The organism is Gordonia lacunae, from assembly GCF_002149015.1.
Lineage (GTDB): Bacteria > Actinomycetota > Actinomycetes > Mycobacteriales > Mycobacteriaceae > Gordonia > Gordonia lacunae.
This window is the reverse complement of sequence record NZ_NGFO01000002.1, coordinates 126,907-144,075: the sequence shown is the minus strand read 5'-3', so window position 1 is coordinate 144,075 and position 17,169 is coordinate 126,907. Positions and strand designations below refer to the sequence as shown.

Annotated in this window: 17 protein-coding genes; 10 read left to right on the top strand and 7 right to left on the bottom strand. The window is 68.1% G+C overall.

What is annotated here, in order from left to right; genetic code table 11:
* Positions 1–207 precede the first annotated feature (207 nt).
* The 3 genes from CA982_RS02460 to purB all read left to right on the top strand — a co-directional run bounded on the left by CA982_RS02460 (position 208) and on the right by purB (position 2,804).
* Positions 208–801: a TetR/AcrR family transcriptional regulator gene (locus tag CA982_RS02460; protein ID WP_208617872.1), complete on the top strand. Its 594-nt coding sequence runs from the start codon at positions 208–210 to the stop codon at positions 799–801.
* Positions 802–886: 85 nt separating this feature from the next.
* Entirely contained in the window at positions 887–1,288 is a 402-nt protein-coding gene (locus CA982_RS02455) for a hypothetical protein (RefSeq protein ID WP_086533757.1), read from the top strand.
* An 88-nt stretch (positions 1,289–1,376) separates the two neighbouring features.
* The gene (gene purB / locus CA982_RS02450) at positions 1,377–2,804 is read left to right on the top strand and encodes an adenylosuccinate lyase (RefSeq protein WP_086533756.1); all 1,428 of its coding nucleotides are present in this window, start codon (positions 1,377–1,379) and stop codon (positions 2,802–2,804) included.
* A gap of 338 nt (positions 2,805–3,142) precedes the next feature.
* Here the strand turns inward: purB and CA982_RS02445 are convergent, their stop codons facing one another.
* Positions 3,143–3,421 carry an Rdx family protein gene (locus CA982_RS02445; RefSeq protein ID WP_086533755.1) on the bottom strand — a complete coding sequence of 93 codons (279 nt, stop codon included), beginning with the start codon at positions 3,419–3,421 and terminating at the stop codon, positions 3,143–3,145.
* Positions 3,422–3,510: 89 nt separating this feature from the next.
* Between CA982_RS02445 and CA982_RS02440 the strand changes: the two genes are divergently transcribed.
* Both CA982_RS02440 and CA982_RS02435 read left to right on the top strand, forming a co-directional pair.
* Positions 3,511–4,407 carry a phosphoribosylaminoimidazolesuccinocarboxamide synthase gene (locus CA982_RS02440; RefSeq protein ID WP_086533754.1) on the top strand — a complete coding sequence of 299 codons (897 nt, stop codon included), beginning with the start codon at positions 3,511–3,513 and terminating at the stop codon, positions 4,405–4,407.
* Positions 4,407–6,566: a S9 family peptidase gene (locus CA982_RS02435; RefSeq protein WP_086533753.1), complete on the top strand. Its 2,160-nt coding sequence runs from the start codon at positions 4,407–4,409 to the stop codon at positions 6,564–6,566. Before CA982_RS02440 ends, CA982_RS02435 begins: the two co-directional genes overlap by 1 nt.
* Positions 6,567–6,748: 182 nt before the next feature.
* On the opposite strand, the gene CA982_RS02430 is transcribed toward CA982_RS02435, so the two are convergent.
* Together CA982_RS02430 and CA982_RS02425 are read right to left on the bottom strand one after the other, a co-directional pair.
* Entirely contained in the window at positions 6,749–8,296 is a 1,548-nt protein-coding gene (locus CA982_RS02430; protein ID WP_086533752.1) for a DHA2 family efflux MFS transporter permease subunit, read from the bottom strand.
* Between the two features lie 139 nt (positions 8,297–8,435).
* Positions 8,436–8,942, bottom strand: a complete 507-nt coding sequence (locus tag CA982_RS02425) for a MarR family winged helix-turn-helix transcriptional regulator (protein WP_086533751.1) — start codon at positions 8,940–8,942, stop codon at positions 8,436–8,438.
* Between the two features lie 126 nt (positions 8,943–9,068).
* Here CA982_RS02425 and CA982_RS02420 point away from each other — a divergent pair, with 126 nt between their 5' ends.
* The 4 genes from CA982_RS02420 to CA982_RS02405 all read left to right on the top strand — a co-directional run bounded on the left by CA982_RS02420 (position 9,069) and on the right by CA982_RS02405 (position 11,884).
* Positions 9,069–9,551, top strand: a complete 483-nt coding sequence (locus CA982_RS02420; protein WP_086533750.1) for a glutathione peroxidase — start codon at positions 9,069–9,071, stop codon at positions 9,549–9,551.
* A gap of 95 nt (positions 9,552–9,646) precedes the next feature.
* Positions 9,647–9,886 carry a phosphoribosylformylglycinamidine synthase subunit PurS gene (gene purS, locus CA982_RS02415; protein WP_010844201.1) on the top strand — a complete coding sequence of 80 codons (240 nt, stop codon included), beginning with the start codon at positions 9,647–9,649 and terminating at the stop codon, positions 9,884–9,886.
* 10 nt (positions 9,887–9,896) lie between these two features.
* Positions 9,897–10,577 (top strand): phosphoribosylformylglycinamidine synthase subunit PurQ, encoded by a 681-nt coding sequence (gene purQ / locus CA982_RS02410; protein WP_010844202.1) that lies wholly within the window; start codon positions 9,897–9,899, stop codon positions 10,575–10,577.
* Positions 10,578–10,591: 14 nt separating this feature from the next.
* Positions 10,592–11,884 (top strand): M18 family aminopeptidase, encoded by a 1,293-nt coding sequence (locus tag CA982_RS02405; protein WP_086533898.1) that lies wholly within the window; start codon positions 10,592–10,594, stop codon positions 11,882–11,884.
* Positions 11,885–12,160: 276 nt separating this feature from the next.
* Here CA982_RS02405 and CA982_RS02400 read toward each other — a convergent pair whose 3' ends face one another.
* A complete protein-coding gene (locus tag CA982_RS02400; RefSeq protein WP_086533749.1) occupies positions 12,161–12,925 on the bottom strand; it encodes a lytic transglycosylase domain-containing protein in 765 nt (254 codons plus the stop codon).
* 217 nt (positions 12,926–13,142) lie between these two features.
* Positions 13,143–14,453: a PQQ-binding-like beta-propeller repeat protein gene (locus CA982_RS02395; RefSeq protein ID WP_086533748.1), complete on the bottom strand. Its 1,311-nt coding sequence runs from the start codon at positions 14,451–14,453 to the stop codon at positions 13,143–13,145.
* 116 nt (positions 14,454–14,569) lie between these two features.
* Between CA982_RS02395 and CA982_RS02390 the strand changes: the two genes are divergently transcribed.
* The gene (locus CA982_RS02390) at positions 14,570–15,043 is read left to right on the top strand and encodes an anthrone oxygenase family protein (RefSeq protein WP_086533747.1); all 474 of its coding nucleotides are present in this window, start codon (positions 14,570–14,572) and stop codon (positions 15,041–15,043) included.
* A 186-nt stretch (positions 15,044–15,229) separates the two neighbouring features.
* On the opposite strand, the gene CA982_RS02385 is transcribed toward CA982_RS02390, so the two are convergent.
* Positions 15,230–16,561: a VOC family protein gene (locus CA982_RS02385; protein WP_086533746.1), complete on the bottom strand. Its 1,332-nt coding sequence runs from the start codon at positions 16,559–16,561 to the stop codon at positions 15,230–15,232.
* Positions 16,558–17,097: an RNA polymerase sigma factor gene (locus CA982_RS02380; protein WP_244176103.1), complete on the bottom strand. Its 540-nt coding sequence runs from the start codon at positions 17,095–17,097 to the stop codon at positions 16,558–16,560. Before CA982_RS02380 ends, CA982_RS02385 begins: the two co-directional genes overlap by 4 nt.
* Positions 17,098–17,169: the final 72 nt, after the last annotated feature.

Here is a 17,169-nt window from a genome sequence, read left to right as displayed (position 1 = left end):
CGGGCATGGTCGTCGAACCCCGGTGTCCGATGTCCGACTGACGAGGCGTCGGTCCGCGCCGGGGCGCAGCGAGCCGGCGGCGAGCGGGCGGCGTCGAATCGGACGTTCCCGGAGGTAGCGGACTTATACGGGAATCCGTTTGGGCGTGCGTCGCTTTCGTGAAAGCGATACGACGGTACCGGCCCTTTGGCAGCATGAACAACCATGATGACCTCGGCGGCGACACCGAAGGGTGCGCGGCGGCGGTCTCGATTGATCGAGGCTGCCGGCGAGCTGCTGCTCGAAGGCGGCTTCGACGCCGTGCGTCATCGCGCGGTGGCCGAACGCGCGCAACTCCCGCTGGCGTCGACCACCTACTATTTCGGCTCCCTCGACGACCTGATGGCCGAGGCCGCCGCCAACCTGTGCGCGCACGACGAGACCGCAGTCTTCGCCCGCTGCAACGCTCTTCCGCGCCGGCACCGCGGCAGCACGGCGACGGCCGGCGCGCTCGCCGACGTCTTCGTCGGCTCCGACACCACGCTCCAGCGACTGTCGGCGCGGTACGAGATGATCGCGCTCGCGGCGCGCCATCCCCTACTTCGCGACGTCGTCGCCGCGCGTGGGCAGTCGCTGGCGTTCCATCACTGCGAGGTCCTGGTCAAATCACACCGGGTCGCCGACCCGGTGCACATCGCGCAACTGATCGGCATCGAGGACGGTGCCATCGTCGGCGCCCTGGCCCAGACCGCGGTGCGGCCGATCGATGCGGTGCGCGACGCATTGCTCGACGTCGTCGACGTCCTCGCCCCGCGGGAGTGACCGGGGCGATCTCGCGAACCGGCCGCGCGGCCGGTTCGGTGATGACACGATGGGGCGTCAGGTCACCAACGGGGAAGGGGATCGAGTGTCGGGTCGACGCTGGATGGTGGGGATCGGAGCCGCGCTCGGCGCGGGGGTCATGAGCACGACGGCACTCCTGGCGCCGTCGGCGCAGGCGGCGCCGGCCGGCCGGGTCGACGCATCGGTCCCGCTCTCGTCGGCGGTGTACGGCACCGGCTGTACGTATCCGCTGACCGTGGCGGTCAACTCCTCCGGCTGGGTCGAGTTCTTCGAGGTCAAGGCCGGCCTGCCGCCGCGCTTCGTGGGACGTGACCTGCCGCAGGGTGCGCTCGCCTCGACCACCTGGGTGCCACAGCGCATCGGTGACAAATACCTGTACGCGGTGCAGAACGGGAAGGTCTCGCAGCCGACGTTCGTCCGCGTGCGGCAGGGTTACGGCTCCAACGGATCGTGCGTGGCCTTCTGACGGTGCGCCCGTCCCCGACCGTTCACCTGCGGCGTTCGTGCGCGCGGACATTTTGAGGATCTGATCGGCGGCAACCTACACTGGGCGGGTGTCGAAGCCCGTCATCGCCAACGTCCTGGCCAGCCGCTATGCCTCCGCCGATCTCGCCGAGCTGTGGTCGGCGAGCACCAAGATCGAACTCGAACGGCGGCTGTGGATCGCGGTCCTCAAGGCTCAGCGTGACCTCGGCATCGACGTGCCGGCCGACGCCATCGCCGACTACGAGCGCGTCGTCGACCAGGTCGACCTGGCATCCATCGCCGAACGTGAACGGGTGACCCGTCACGATGTGAAGGCCCGGATCGAGGAGTTCAACGCCCTCGCCGGTCACGAGCAGATCCACAAGGGCATGACGAGCCGGGATCTCACCGAGAACGTCGAGCAGCTGCAGATCCTGCGTTCGCTCGAGCACGTCCATGCGCACGGGGTCGCGGTGCTCGCCCGCATCGTCGCCCTGGCGGCGGACTACTCGTCGACGGTCATGGCCGGACGAAGCCACAACGTCGCCGCGCAGGCGACCACCCTCGGCAAGCGATTCGCCTCGGCCGCCGACGAACTCATGATCGCGCTCACCCGGCTGCGCGAGCTCATCGACCGCTATCCGCTGCGCGGGATCAAGGGTCCGATGGGCACCTCGCAGGACATGCTCGACCTGCTCGGCGGCGACGCCGCCAAGCTCGCCGACCTCGAGGAGCGTGTCGCCGCCCATCTCGGGTTCGCGCGCTCGTTCACCTCGGTAGGCCAGATCTACCCGCGTTCGCTCGACCATGACGTGGTCTCGGCTCTCGTGCAGGTGGCCGCGGCACCGTCGTCGCTGGCCCACACCATCCGGCTGATGGCCGGTCACGAGCTGGTGACGGAGGGCTTCCAGCCCGGCCAGGTCGGCAGCTCGGCGATGCCGCACAAGATGAACACCCGCAGCTGTGAACGCGTCAACGGGCTCGCCGTCGTGCTCCGGGGTTACGGCTCGATGGCCGCGGAACTCGCCGGCGCGCAATGGAACGAGGGCGACGTCTTCTGCTCGGTCGTCCGCCGGGTGGCCCTACCCGATGCCTTCTTCGCGATCGACGGCCTGATGGAGACCTTCCTGACCGTCCTCGCCGAGTTCGGCGCCTACCCGGCGGTGATCGCCAACGAACTCGACCGCTACCTGCCGTTCCTGGCGACCACCAAGGTCCTGATGGCCGCGGTGCGCGCCGGCGTCGGCCGCGAGACCGCGCACGAGGCGATCAAGGAGAACGCGGTCGCGGTGGCGCTCGCCATGCGCGAGCAGGGACGCGAGCCCGACCTCCTCGACCGGCTCGCCGCCGACGACCGCATCCCGCTCGACCGCACCCAGCTCGAGGAATTGCTGGCCGACAAGACCGCTTTCGTGGGTGCCGCCGAGCAGCAGGTCGCCGACGTGATCGCGGCCGCGGAGAAGATCATCGGGCAGTACCCCGACGCCGCCGGCTACTCCCCGGCGCCGATTCTGTAGCTCTCCGCAGACCCTTCGTGACGGGCTATTGCTCCCTGAGGTGTGAGGAGCGCAAGCGAGCCCAATCTGCACCCTGAGGTGTGAGGAGCGCAAGCGAGCGCAATCTGCTCCCTGAGGTGTGAGGAGCGCAAGCGACGAGCCTCGAAGGGCCTGGTGAGATACGTTGCGAGGCCCTTCGTGGCTCGCTTCGCTCGCACCTCAGGGAGCAGTGGGGCTCGCTTCGCTCGCACCTCAGGGAGCAGTGGGGGCTCGCTTCGCTCGCACCTCAGGGAGCAGTGGGTCGTCGCTGCTCACTCCGGTGCGGGGCTACTGCTCCCTGAGGAGCGAGCTTGCGAGCGTCACGAAGGGTCGGAGTGCCCGAGGTTCCAGTCCGGGAGCGCGGTGTCGCGGACGCGTCGCTTGAGTTCGGGGGCGCCGGGGAAGCCGCCGTCGCGCTTGCGCTCCCAGATCTGCGTGCCGTCGACCTCGATGACGAACACGCCACCGGTGCCGGGGACGAGTGTCACCGAACCGATCTCGGTGCCGAAGGTGTTCAGCAGTTCCGAGGCCATCCACGACGCCCGCAGCAGCCAGTTGCACTGCGTGCAGTAGGTGATGGTGATGTGCGGCTCGCTCATCGGTCCAGGATCGCAGACCCCGGGCCGCGAGGCGGGGCGGGAGGTCCCTGCCGCCCCGCGGGGACACCTCACCCTCTAGGGTCGAGTCCATGCGTCCTGAACTGCAGACCTACCGTCATCTGGCGTCGGGGAAGGTCCGCGAGATCTACGAGATCGACGCCGACACCCTGCTGTTGGTGGCGTCCGACCGGATCTCGGCCTACGACCACATCCTCAGTCCCGCGATCCCCGACAAGGGACGCATCCTGACGGCGATGAGCTTCTACTGGTTCGACGAGCTCGGCGTGCCCAATCACCTGGCCGGCGGACCGACCGACGATCGCATCCCGGCGCAGGTCGTGGGCCGCTCGATGGTGGTCCGCCGCCTGCCCATGGTCCAGGTCGAATGCGTGGCCCGCGGTTACCTGACCGGGTCGGGCCTGCTCGACTACGAGTCGACCGGATCGGTGTGCGGGGTCGAACTGCCGGCTGGTCTGTCGGAGGCGAGCAAGCTGCCCGAGCCGATCTTCACTCCGGCCACCAAGGCCGAGCAGGGCGAGCACGACGAGAACATCAGTTTCGAGCGGGTCGTCGAACAGGAGGGGGAGGAGCTGGCGCAGGCACTGCGGTCGGCCACCCTCGACATCTACGCGCGGGGTGCGGCGGTCGCGGCCGAGCGCGGGATCATCCTCGCCGACACCAAGTTCGAGTTCGGCCGCGGGGCCGACGGCGAGCTCGTCCTCGCGGACGAGGTGCTCACCCCCGACTCGTCTCGGTACTGGGAGGCCGCCACCTATGCGGCGGGCAAGGTGCAGCCGAGCTTCGACAAGCAGATCGTGCGGAACTGGCTGACGAGCGCGGACTCCGGATGGGACCGGGCGTCCGACGTCGCGCCGCCGACGCTGCCCGACGACGTCGTCGAGCGCACGAGACAACGGTATATCGATGCCTATGAATGGATTTCACGAAAGTCCTTCGCCGACTGGCCCGATGCAGAGGTGAACTGATGGCCGACGAGAAACAGGACGCGACCACCCCGGTGGTGACCCCGCCGGTCGCCAAGAAGGTGCCCGCCGAGCGCACCCACCACGGCGACACCTTCGTCGACGACTACGAATGGTTGCGCGACAAGGACGATCCCGAGGTCATCGCCTACCTCGAGGCGCAGAACGCCTTCACCGAATCGCAGACGGCCCAGCTGGCGGACCTGCGCGCGCAGATCTTCGGCGAGATCAAGAGTCGCACCAAGGAAACCGACATGTCGGTGCCGAACCGGCGCGGCCGGTACTGGTACTACGGGCGAACCCATGAGGGTAAACAGTATTCGACGTCCTGCCGGTGCCCGATCCGGTCCGACGACGACTGGACCCCACCGGAGGTGGGCGACGACCCGCTGCCCGGCGAGGAGATCATGCTCGACGCCAACGTCGAGGCGGAGGGCCATGACTTCTTCAGCCTCGGCGCGCTGACCGTCAGCGACGACGGGAACTGGCTCGCCTACAGCATCGACGTCGTCGGGGACGAGCGATACACCCTGCGGGTCAAGGACCTTCGCAGCGGCGAACTTCTCCCCGACGAGGTGCGTGACACCTCGGGTGGTGCGGTCTGGTCGGCGGACGCCCGGCACGTCTTCTATTCGACGGTCGACGCCGCGTGGCGCCCGGACACGGTGTGGCGCCACGACATCGGAGCCGGAACCGACGACGTCAAGGTCTTCCACGAGCCCGACGAGCGGTTCTGGGTCGGGATGGGCACCACGCGGAGCGACAAGTATCTGGTCATCGGCGTCGGTTCCAAGATCACCTCCGAGAGCTACCTGCTCGCCGCCGACGACCCGACCGGTGAATTCCGCAGCGTCGCACCGCGAGTGGAAGGCGTCGAGTACAGCGTCGAGCACGCCGTGATCGGTGGCGAGGACTACCTCGTCATCGTGCACAACGAGGTCCGCGACGGGCAGAAGGCGGAGAATTTCGCCATCGATCTCGCGCCGGTCGCCGACCCGTCGGACCGGCGGCCCCTCATCGCGCACGACCCGCAGCGCCGGATCGAGGACCTCGACGCCTTCGCGGACTACCTGGTCCTGTCCTACCGCCGGGATGCGCTGCCGCGTCTGGCGATCGCCGATCTGAGGCAGATCGACGGCATCCCGGCCGAGTCGGACTTCCGGGAGGTCACCTTCGACCAGGAGCTGAGTTCGGCGGGCCTCGCGGCCAACCCGGAGTGGAGCGCGCCGAGACTACGCATCGGGTACGGCAGTTTCATCGAACCGGCGGAACTGTTCGAGCTGGACGTGGCGACCGGCGAGCGGACCCTCCTCAAGCGGCAGCCCGTTCTCGGGGGTTACGACCCGGCCGATTACGTGCAGTCGCGTGAGTGGGCGGTCGCCGAGGACGGAACCCGAATCCCGTTGTCGGTGGTGCGCCGCAAGGAGACCGACGCCGCCAGGCCCGCGCCCCTGCTGCTGTACGGATACGGCTCTTACGAGGCGAGTATCGACCCGTATTTCTCGGTGGCGCGACTGTCGATGCTCGACCGCGGCATGGTGTTCGTCCTCGCCCACATCCGCGGCGGTGGCGAGATGGGCCGGTACTGGTACGAGAACGGCAAGGAACTCAGCAAGCGGAACACCTTCACCGACTTCGTCGCGGCGGGCCGCCATCTGGTCGAATCCGGTTGGACGACACCGCAGCAGATGGTCGCCGAAGGCGGGTCCGCGGGCGGGTTGCTGATGGGCGCGGTGGCCAACCTGGCGCCCGAGCTGTTCAACGGGATCCTGGCGTCGGTGCCGTTCGTCGACGCACTGAACTCGATCCTCGATCCGTCCCTGCCCCTCACGGTGATCGAGTGGGACGAGTGGGGTGACCCGTTGCACGACCCCGAGGTCTACCGGTACATGAAGACCTACACGCCGTACGAGAACGTCGATGCCAAGCCGTACCCGCCCATCCTCGCGCAGACGTCGCTGAACGACACCCGGGTGCTGTTCACCGAGGCGGCGAAATGGGTTGCGCGGCTCCAGGAGAAGACCACGTCCGACAACCCGGTCCTGCTCAAGACCGAGATGTCGGCCGGTCACGGCGGCGTCAGCGGGCGCTACAAGCAATGGGAAGAGGTCGCCTTCGAGCTGGCGTGGATTCTCCAGCAGTCGGGTGCACTCGAGAACTGATCGGATCCACGTCGCTGGTTGAGCCTTCCGTTGGTTGAGCTCACCTTCCGTTGGTTGAGCTCACCTTCCGTTGGTTGAGCCTGTCGAAATCCACGAAGCCCCGTTCGACCGAGTCGAACGGGGCTTCGGGTTTCGACAAGCTCAACCAGCAGGGGAGAGCTCAACCAGCGGGGAGAGGGTGATCAGTGCATCATGATCGGTCCGCGGTCCATGTCCTCTTCGGTCAGCTGCGAGGCGATCTTCTTGCGAGGCAGGAAGAACGCTGGGATCAGCGTCAGCACGATCAGGACCACCGAGATCGTGAACGTGTTGGAGAACACGTCCGCGGCGGTCTCGAAGAAGGACTGCGGCAGCGGATCCGGCACTCCCGGCGGCAACGGTGCGTCGGAGGTGTTGGCCATGATCGCCAGTCCCGCCTCGGGCCGGCTCGCGAGGCTGCTGGCCAGGATCACCGAGATCACCGCGGTACCGATCGAGGTCGCCGACTGCTGGATCACGTTGAGCAGCGTCGAGCCGTCGGGAACCTGGGAGTTCTTCAGGGTGGCCAGGGCCGAGGACATGATCGGCATCATCGTCATGCCCATGCCGAGACCCTGCACGAACAGCGAACCACAGATCAGCCAGTAGGACGTGTCCGCACCGAGGAACATGAACGTACTCAGGCCCAGCACGATCAGAACGATGCCGACGAGCACGAACTTGCCCGGCCCCATCTTGTCGGTGAGGCGACCGGCGATCGGCATGGTCAGCATGGCGCCGACACCCTGCGGGGCGAGTAGCAGGCCCGCGGCCAGCGTGGACTCGCCGCGCACACCGATGAAGTACTGCGGGAACAGCAGTGCCGCACCGAAGAACGCGATCATGAACAGCACCATGGTGGCGACCGAGATGCTGAGTGTGCGGTTGGTGAACAGCCGCAGGTCGAGCAGCGGGTTCTTCTTGCGCAGGGCGTGGACGATGAAGGCGCCGATGAGGATCGCCCCGATGATGGTCGGCACGAGGACCGAGGCCGTCACGAAGGTCCGGTGCTCGGCGCTCGAGGAGATGCCGAACAGGAAGAGTGCGAGGCCCGGCGAGAGCAGCAGCAGACCGACGACGTCGATCGAGGGCCGGCTGGTCTCGGCGTCGTCGCGCAGGACGATCCACGAGTAGACGAGGGCGACGATGCCGATCGGGACGTTGATCAGGAAGATCCAGTGCCAGCTCAGCTGCTCGATGAGGACGCCGCCGAGGATCGGACCCGAGATCGGGCCGAGGAGCATCGGGATGCCGAGCACGGCCATGACCGAGCCGACGCGCTCGGGGCCCGCCGCCTTGGTCAGCATCATCATGCCGATGGGCATCAGCATGCCGCCGCCGAGTCCCTGGATCACGCGGAACGCGACGAGCATCCCGATGTTCGGCGCCAGGGCACACAGCACCGATCCCAGGGTGAACAGGACCAGGGAGACGAGGTAGACCTTCTTGGTGCCGAAACGTGAAGCGGCCCAACTCGACAGCGGGATCACCGCAGCCAGGGCGAGGGTGTAACCGGTCGCCGTCCAGGCGGCGCCGGCGGCGTCGGTGCCGAACTCCTGCTGGAAGGTGTTCTGCGCGACGGCCACCACAGTGACGTCGAGGATCGACATGATCGCACCGAGCACGACCACGCCGGCGACCAACAGGACGTGACGGTCCAGCTTGGTGTCCGGGGGGCCGTCGTGCAGGTGACCACCTGTGGATGAAGTCATTCGGGTGTTCCTATCGGTCGGGCGAGAAATTCGGCGTGCCACGGTGACCCGCGGCGGATCGTCTGTCGGGCTCGTTCGACCCAGGTGGGTCGAGAGAGGCGGTCAGGGGATCAGAGGGAGTCGAGGTCGAGACGAGGTGTCATGAGGCCTGCCGTCCGTCGGAGGGCAGACAGAAATGGTCGACGGCGTCGTCGACGATCGGGCGCAGCGCCGCGCAGAGGTTGTCCCGCATGTCTGCCGGCAGATTGGCGATGAAGTGCCGGATGGTCCCGCGCTTCACGGCCAGATGGGTCTCGAGGTAGCGCCGCCCCGCGTCGGTGAGGGAGATGCGCTTGACCCGACGGTCGGACGGGTCCTCGCGACGGTCGACGAGATCGCAGCCGACCAGTTTGTCCACTGTCCGGCCCGCGGCTGCGAGGGACAGCTGTACCTGATCGGCGATGGCGTTCACCGACATCGGGCCGGGCTGGCAGGCGAGTGCGGAGAGGATGCGCAACTGAGAGAACGTGATGTCGGTGGCTGCCAGGCTCTCCAGTGTCTCGGGCCGGCCCAGGTCGATGAGCCGCTCGAGGAAGGCGTTGAGTGCCGTCGACGCAGCGTTCACCGACTCATCGGCACCGCTGTACGACCTGCATTCTCCGGACACCCGAAGATGCTAACCCGAATGCAACTATTGCAGGAACGCAATTAAGCGTGAGCTTGGGCATACGCTGCGCAGGGCTGTGACCCACGTCTCCGGAGTATCCGGCGGGCGCCGTCTAATCTGGCGTCCATGGCCAACATCAAAGACATCCCGGTTTCCGCCCTCGACGGCTCCGACGTCTCGCTGAACGACTTCGGCGGACCGCTCCTCGTGGTGAACGTCGCCAGCAAGTGCGGCCTCACACCCCAGTACGCCGGGCTCGAGGAACTCGCCAAGACCTATGGGGACAAAGGACTCACCGTCGTCGGTGTGCCGTGCAACCAGTTCATGGGCCAGGAGCCGGGTACCGCCGAGGAAATCGCGACGTTCTGTTCGGCCACCTACGGTGTGACCTTCCCCCTGCTGGCGAAGACCGATGTCAACGGCGACGATCGCCACCCGCTGTACGCCGAACTCACCCGGCATGCCGACGCCGACGGCGAGGCGGGCGACATCCAGTGGAACTTCGAGAAGTTTCTGGTCAACGCCGACGGGGAGGTCGTCAACCGCTTCCGTCCGCGCACCGAGCCCACCGACCCGACGGTCATCGCCGCCATCGAATCCGTGCTCTGAGCCGATTTGGCGCACCCGGTAAGCTGACCGGCGTGAACTGATCGGGAGAGCACCGATCAGGCGACAACCGACCAGCAGACATTGAGGAGCGGTCCATGGCGCGAGTGGTGGTCGACGTGATGCCCAAAGCCGAGATTCTCGACCCCCAGGGCCAGGCCATCGTCGGCGCCCTGGGCAGGCTCGGGTTCAGCGGTATCGGCGACGTCCGGCAGGGCAAGCGTTTCGAGCTGGAGGTCGACGACACCGTCGACGACACGACCCTCGAGCGCATCGCCGAAGAACTCCTGACCAACACCGTCATCGAGAACTTCAACGTCTCGCGCGTCGCGGAGTAGAGAGCAACACATGACAGCACGCATCGGGGTCATCACCTTCCCTGGCACCCTCGACGACGTCGACGCCGCCCGCGCGGTCCGGCTCGCGGGCGCCGAGCCGGTCGCTCTGTGGCACGGCGACGCCGACCTCAAGGGCGTCGACGCCATCATCGTGCCCGGCGGATTCTCCTACGGCGACTATCTGCGTGCCGGTGCCATCGCCCGCTTCGCGCCGGTGATGGGATCGGTCGTCGAGGCCGCGGGCAAGGGAATGCCGATCCTCGGCATCTGCAACGGTTTTCAGGTGCTCTGTGAGGCGGGGTTGCTGCCGGGTGCCCTGACCCGCAACGAGGGCCTGCACTTCATCTGCCGCGACGAGTGGCTGCGCGTCGAGTCGAACACCACGGCGTGGACGACCCGCTTCGAGCAGGGGGCGGAGATCCTCATCCCGCTCAAGTCCGGCGAAGGTCGGTACGTCGCGTCGGAGCGCAAGCTCGAGGAGCTCGAGGGTGAGGGGCTCGTCGTGTTCCGGTTCCCCGAGCGGAACCCCAACGGGTCGTCCCTCGACATCGCCGGGATCTCCAGCCCCGACGGGCGGATCGTCGGTCTGATGCCGCACCCCGAGCACGCGACGGAGCCGCTCACCGGTCCCAGCGACGACGGTCTCGGACTGTTCTACTCGGCGATCGACTCGGTCCTCGCCTCGGCGTGAGCGCAGCTTCGCCGATGAGTGCGTCCGCCCGGATTCCGACCAGTGCGACCGCGCGCGGGCTCGGCGAGTTCGTCGATGCGTCGCCGTCGCCGTTCCACGTCTGCGCGACGGTGGCCCGTGAACTCGAGAGTGCCGGCTACACCCGGCTTTTCGAGGACCAGGACTGGGCGGGAGTCGACCTGACAGCGCCGTCGGCGCGGCATTACGTCATCCGCGGTGGCTCGATCATCGCGTGGGAGACCGGGCAGACCGGAGCCTTCCGCATCGTCGGCGGGCACACCGACAGCCCCAACCTGCGGCTCAAACAGCATCCCGACCGTTCGTCGGCCGGGGTTGCGATGATCGCGCTCGAACCCTACGGCGGCGCCTGGCTCAACTCCTGGCTCGACCGCGATCTCGGCCTCTCCGGCCGCCTCGCGTACCGGTCGGGGAATTCGGTGGCGCACACGCTGGTCCACGTGACCGAGCCGATCGTGCGGGTGCCCCAGCTCGCCATCCATCTGTCCGAGGACCGGAAGGGCGTCTCGCTCGACCCGCAACGGCACGTCAACGCCGTGTGGGGGCTCGGTGACGAGGTGCCCGACATCCTGGGTTGGGTGTCGGAGTATGCGGGGATCGATCCGGACGCGCTCCTCGGCTGGGAACTCATGACCCACGACGTGGCGCCGTCGGCGATCATCGGTGCCGACGACAACCTGCTCAGCGCACCCCGATTGGACAACCAGGGCACCTGCTACTCCGGTCTGCGGGCGATGCTCGACGCCGGGTCGTCGGCGAGCACGAAGATGCTGGTGCTGTTCGACCACGAGGAGGTCGGCAGCGGTTCCGAGCGTGGTGCCGCCTCGGACTTCCTCGGTTCGATCTGCGAACGGATCGTCTTGGCGCGCGGTGGATCACGCGCAGATTTTCTCCGCACGATGGCCGCGAGTGTCTGCCTGTCGGGCGACATGGCGCATGCGACCCACCCGAACTATCCCGAACGGCACGAACCCGGCCACCGCATCTCGATCGGTGGCGGCCCGGTGCTCAAGGTGAACCAGAACCTGCGCTACGCGTCGGATGCGGTGGGGGAGGCCATCTTCGCGCTCGCGTGCGATGCCGCGGGGGTGCCGATGCAGCGGTACGTCCACCGTGCTGATCTGCCGTGCGGGTCGACGATCGGTCCGATCACGGCCTCACGCACGGGTCTCACCACGATCGACGTCGGCGCGCCGCAGCTCGCGATGCACTCCGCGCGTGAGCTCATGGGCGCCGACGACGTGCCGATGTATTCGGCCGCGCTGCAAGCGTTTCTGACGCAGGACTGACGGTCGCGAGCGGGGCGAGCCGCCGTCCCCCGCTCCCGAACCCGAAAGAAGCGCGTAACCCTGCCCTGCAGGTGCGAGCTTGCGAGCGTCATTCTGCTCCCTGAGGAGCGAGCTTGCGAGCGTCATTCTGCTCCCTGAGGAGCGAGCTTGCGAGCGTCACGAAGGGTTTCGCAACCTCGGTCGCCGGACCCTTCGTGACGCGCCCTCCGCAAGCTCCGGACGCTCCTCAGGGAGCAGGGGTCGGTCGTCGCTTGCGCTCCTCCGGGAGCGCGGGGATCAGTATTCGCGGGCGAAACCGAGAACCTTGTTCACATAGTCCATCGAGTTGTTGTACCGCAGCACGGCGGTCACGAGTGAGGACGAGTCCCGCAGGTCGAGGTTTTCGTCGCACAGGTAGTTCGCGGTGGTCAACGCGGCGTCGAAGATGTTCTGCGGGTCGGACTTCCCGTCACCGTTTCCGTCGGCGGCGTACATCTTCCACGTCGACGGCAGGAACTGCATCGGGCCGACCGCGCGGTCGTAGACCGGGTCGCCGTCGAGTTCGCCGCCATCGGTGTCACCGACGACCTGGTTGCCGGCGAGGGAGCCGTCGAGTCGCGGACCGAAGATCGCACTGCGCAGCACGCCGTCGGGGTTCACGTTGCCCTGGTCGGCGTGATGGGACTCGACGCGACCGATTCCGGCGATCACCTTCCAGTCGATCCCGCAGCGCGGGTGAGTGCTCGTGACGGCCTTCGCGGCGGACTCGTAGGCGTCGTAGTTGGTCACCGGGACCGCGCCGGTCGTCACGCTCGCCGGACGGACCGGTGGTGGCGGCGGGGTCGGCGCGATGGGATGTGCCCGGACGGCCGGCGTGACCGACGGGGGCGTGGTGGTGGCCTCGGAGGCGGGCTGGGGTGCCGACACCGGCGTCGGCGCCATCGTGTGGCCGGAGAGCTCGGCGCCGGCGGTGGCCGCGCCGGCCAGAACGCCCACCGGCAGGAGAGCGGTGGCCCACAACGGTGTGCGGGACCTCTTCCGTGGCTTGGAGTGCTTACCCAAAACTGATCGACCTCGCGTGTACATCTCGTGGTTCGTGCTTGCGGAACCGAGCCGACCGTACACGCGGCCGTGAGCAAAGCGTTACCTTGTCGTGATCAAGTGAGGTCTGGACGTGGAGAGCGATCTGTGTCTTCGCAGGTGAGGCCCGAGGCTGGGCAACGCCTGTGAAACGGCCCACAGAATGGTTGATCGCGCAAGGATCGGGACGGCAGGCGGATCAGTTCGGACGCAGCATCGACAGCGTGCTGCCCTCACTGACGACGATGTATCCGTCGACGACCCGGACGAGCCCGGGAGATGACAGGCCGCGTTCCCAGGCCGCTGTGTTGGCCGGAGTGAGCCCGGTCAGCACTCCCTGGTTGACGAGGACCATGGTGGTGCCGCTGGAGCCGACACACCGCGGGTTGGCGAGGATCGGCTGTTGCGGACCCGGCGGCGGTCCGCTGCCGATGTGCGTGCCGTCGGCGAGCTCGTACGTCGTCCGGGAACCGTCGAGACGGCCGAAGTCGACGAGGGAACCGCACGCGACGGCGTTGCCCTTCGACAGTTCGCCGTCGCGGATCTGCCACAGCGCGCCGGGTCGCGCCGGATCGCGCACCTCGTACTGCCCTTCGGCGGCGAACACCCGGTTCGCGGCGTTGAGCACCGGCAGGGTCGACGGTCCCGGCAGCACGCGCAGGCCGTCGGCCTCGGCGACCGGATCGGCGTCGACCCGTCCGTTCACGGTCGCGTACGTGACGACCTTCTCCTCGCCGTACGCCTGATGGTCGACGGTCACGCCGCTCGGGTACAGCCTGATCGAGCACTGGTCACAGCCGATACGGTCTTCCCCCGTCGCCGGGTTGACCAGATGCTGACTGGCGTCGGCGGTCTTGATGATCACGATGTCACCGGTGACGTCGATGCCGACGATCGGCGCCGCGAAGGTCCGCGCCCAGATGCTCTTGCCGGCCGGGGTGTTGAGTGTGACCTGGTGCCCGACTCGGTTCACACGCAGGAAATTGGTGCCGAGTCCTTCGACGGCCTTGGTGTCCAGGTACTCCGCGGTGCGGGTCGGGACCCCGGCGTCGTCGACGAGGTAGAAGCCGTCCTCGAGTGGGGTGCCCAGCTGTACCGCGCAACCGACCTGGCCCGCCTCGTTGACCGCGCAGTCGCCCTGACCCGCGTTGATGGGGCTGTCCCACAGCAGTTTTCCCGTGCGCCGGTCCACCATCACGAACGAGCGTCCCAATCCGGACGGGTACGTGATGAGCCATCCCTCGTCGGAGATGTCGGCGATCTCGATGGTGACCTCGTCGGTGTAGTCGGGCAGATCCTCCTGGCCGACGATCGTCCACGCGGTGCCCGGTTCCCGTTCGTATCCGCGCAGCTCACCATAGGCGTACTCACCGTCGTCGGTCCGGGCGTCGCCGCTCGCGAGCACCACGCCGCCGGTCACGACCAACGCGGCGCACAGGACGACGACGACGGTCCCGATGCCGAACGGCAGACGCGCGGACAGGGCCCGGACGCGAGAGCGAGAGGACATGGGTAAGAGTCAACCACGACGGTGGTGGCCGCTTCGGAATCGGGAGCCGGACGGCCGAGCCGGAATCAGCCGGTCCGGTCATGGATTTCCGGAGCGTGAAGCGCTGGACTGTTCCCATGGACCTGCTGCGCGATGTGATGGTGACCCTGACGATTCTGACCACCGGACTGAGTGCCGGTGTGCTGGCGGGATTCGGTTACGCCGTGATCCCCGGTCTGACCCGCGCCGGTGCGGACGTGGCGGTCGCGGGGATGCAGCGGATGAACAGCGCCATCCTCAACCCGCTCTTCGCGGTCATCTTCGGCGGCGGCGTGGTGTTCGGCGCGCTGACCGTCTGGGCCGGTTGGGGATCGGGGCTCCGCTGGTGGGCCCTCGCCGCGACGATCCTCACCGCGCTCGGCGTCGTCATCACGATGGCCGTCAACGTCCCCGCCAACAACCGCCTCGACGCCGCGGGCGCTGTGCGCGGCGACGAGGCGGCGCGGGTCTGGACGCGGTTCACCGCCGTCTGGGTGCCGTGGAACATCGTGCGTTCCGTGCTGACCACCGCCGCGGTGGCGGTGCTGGTCGTCGGACTGCTCGTGGGGTGACCTCGACAAGCTCGGCCGGCGGGTGGTGGGCTCGGCTCGTGGGGTGACCTCGACAAGCTCGGCCGGCGGGTGGTGGGTGTGCCGTTTCCGCTGGTTGAGCCGGCACCGAGCGACGCGAGGCGCGGAGTCGAAGCCACTTGGTGACCCGCTGCTGGTTGCGCCGAGTCGGCGCCCCATGGCAGGAACTCAGAACAACTGGCCGAGGTAGAACTGTGCCCCCTGGTCGTCGGTGCATCGTGCGGAGATGCCGTAGGGCGCCGTGCTCGGTTCGTCGAGCACCGTGCCACCCGCGGCGCGGACGCGCTCGACCGCGGCGACGACATCGCCGGTCGTCCACATCGGCACCGCCACCGAGCTGTCGGCACCACCCGCGAGACCGACCTGCGGCCGGGAGTCGTCCACCTCCCAGCCGTCGTCGATGCGCCCGCCGTGGAAAGTCCAACCGAGCACCGACCCGTAGAACGCGCGGAAGCGTCCGCTGTCGGGCGTCAACACCGTCAGGTAGGTCATGGCCCCTGGATCGCGCGGATGTGCCTGCGGCCGGACGTCGCCGGGCTCGGCGGCGTAGACCGCGAAGCGGACGCCCTGGTCGTCGACCGCGTCGACCACGCGGTGCCCGTCGGGGCTGGCGCCGAACTCGCCCTGCCCGCCAGCCGCGACGATGCGCTCACGGGCCGCCTCGAGGTCGTCGACGGCGTACGCGCAGAACATCGTCGGCGCGCCGTCGGTCTCGAAGATGCCGAGGCGGTGGCCGACATTGGTGACCCGCCTTCCCTCGGCGTCGAACTCCCAGCCGAGGACGTCGCCGTAGAAGCGTCGGGCGCGGGCGGCGTCGGGCGTGTTCAAGGACATGTAGCCCACGTCGCCCTGGTGGACCGCCTCGGCGGTCGTGATCTTCGACGGCCCGCTCAGCATCCAGCGGTGTCCGAACGGGTCGACGATGACCGCCGTACGGGTGCCGTGGGCCTCGTACGGCTCGCGGGTGACCGCGGCGCCGGCACGGGCGGCCGTCGAGACCGCGCCGTCGGTGTCGTCGACGGCCACCATCAGGCTGACCGAGACCGCCCCGGGTTCGGGTGCGCGGAGTCCGAGGTCGGGGAACTCGGCAGCGAGATAGACTGCGCCGCCGCCCACTTCGAGTTCGGCGTGACCGATCACGCCGTCGGACATCACGATCGGTTCGCCGCGCAACCGTGCGCCGAGCGCGTCGACGTACCAGTCGATCGCGGCCTGCGGCTCGGCGACGACGAGATAGGGGAGCGCGCCGGGACGTTCGACCGTCGGTGCCGGCCGGGCGGACGCGTCGGACGGGACGGCCTCGGGTGCCTCGAGTTGTGTTGCGGTGGCCATGACGACTCCTTCGGGTAGTGTCGCCCCGCGCTCGAGGCGATCACGCAGCGCGGTGGCGAAATCGCGGTCGGGACGAACGGGATCGTCGAAGCCGGGTGTGTGCGCCGCGTTCAGGACGTGCAGCGGATCTCGTGTCGCGTCGAAGCGCGAGCTGTTCCGGGTACTCATGCGTGACCTCCTCTCCCGCTGGGCTGGGGTTGCGTTTCGGGATAGGCGGCACGGAACGCGCGCTTGGCCCTGGTGAGAAGCGCCTCGGTCGCGCCGACCGTGCGACCCAGGATCTCTGCGCACTCGGCGACGGGGAGATCGTCGACGTAGCGCAGCGTCAGCACCGATTGATGGACCGGCGACAGCTGGCCGAGGGTGTGATGGGCGACCATCCGGTCGAGTTCGGCGTCCCAGGGGTCGTCGCCGCGGTCGGGTAGATCGTCGACGGGCTCCGGGGTGCGCTGGGCGCGTCGCCAGTGGTCGGCGAGCTTGTGCCGGGCGATCCCGATCAGCCACGGCATGGTCGGTTCGGTTTCACGGCGTCGTCGGACCGAGTCCATCGCGGCCAGGAAGGTCTCGGAGGTGACGTCCTCGGCGGTTCGACGATCCGTGCAGCGGCGTACGACGAAGCCGTACACCTCCGGCAGTGCCTGGTCGTAGACCGCCAGCAATCCCTCTGGTCCCCGGGCCGAAGAAACCGACTGGTCGCTGCTCACATCTCCATCGTCGCGCCCGGGCCCGGGAATCCGACGCCGGTGACGGAATTTCTTTGCGTCCGGCCCGCTTCG

What these genes read in the sequence shown, in the direction of transcription:
- CA982_RS02395 (WP_086533748.1), bottom strand. Translation starts at nt 14,453, where the DNA reads ATGTCCTCTCGCTCTCGCGTCCGGGCCCTGTCCGCGCGTCTGCCGTTC.
- CA982_RS02460 (WP_208617872.1), top strand. Translation starts at nt 208, where the DNA reads ATGACCTCGGCGGCGACACCGAAGGGTGCGCGGCGGCGGTCTCGATTG.
- CA982_RS02385 (WP_086533746.1), bottom strand. Translation starts at nt 16,561, where the DNA reads ATGAGTACCCGGAACAGCTCGCGCTTCGACGCGACACGAGATCCGCTG.
- CA982_RS02405 (WP_086533898.1), top strand. Translation starts at nt 10,592, where the DNA reads ATGAGTGCGTCCGCCCGGATTCCGACCAGTGCGACCGCGCGCGGGCTC.
- CA982_RS02390 (WP_086533747.1), top strand. Translation starts at nt 14,570, where the DNA reads ATGGACCTGCTGCGCGATGTGATGGTGACCCTGACGATTCTGACCACC.
- CA982_RS02445 (WP_086533755.1), bottom strand. Translation starts at nt 3,421, where the DNA reads ATGAGCGAGCCGCACATCACCATCACCTACTGCACGCAGTGCAACTGG.
- purQ (WP_010844202.1), top strand. Translation starts at nt 9,897, where the DNA reads ATGACAGCACGCATCGGGGTCATCACCTTCCCTGGCACCCTCGACGAC.
- CA982_RS02430 (WP_086533752.1), bottom strand. Translation starts at nt 8,296, where the DNA reads ATGACTTCATCCACAGGTGGTCACCTGCACGACGGCCCCCCGGACACC.
- purS (WP_010844201.1), top strand. Translation starts at nt 9,647, where the DNA reads ATGGCGCGAGTGGTGGTCGACGTGATGCCCAAAGCCGAGATTCTCGAC.
- CA982_RS02440 (WP_086533754.1), top strand. Translation starts at nt 3,511, where the DNA reads ATGCGTCCTGAACTGCAGACCTACCGTCATCTGGCGTCGGGGAAGGTC.
- CA982_RS02420 (WP_086533750.1), top strand. Translation starts at nt 9,069, where the DNA reads ATGGCCAACATCAAAGACATCCCGGTTTCCGCCCTCGACGGCTCCGAC.
- CA982_RS02435 (WP_086533753.1), top strand. Translation starts at nt 4,407, where the DNA reads ATGGCCGACGAGAAACAGGACGCGACCACCCCGGTGGTGACCCCGCCG.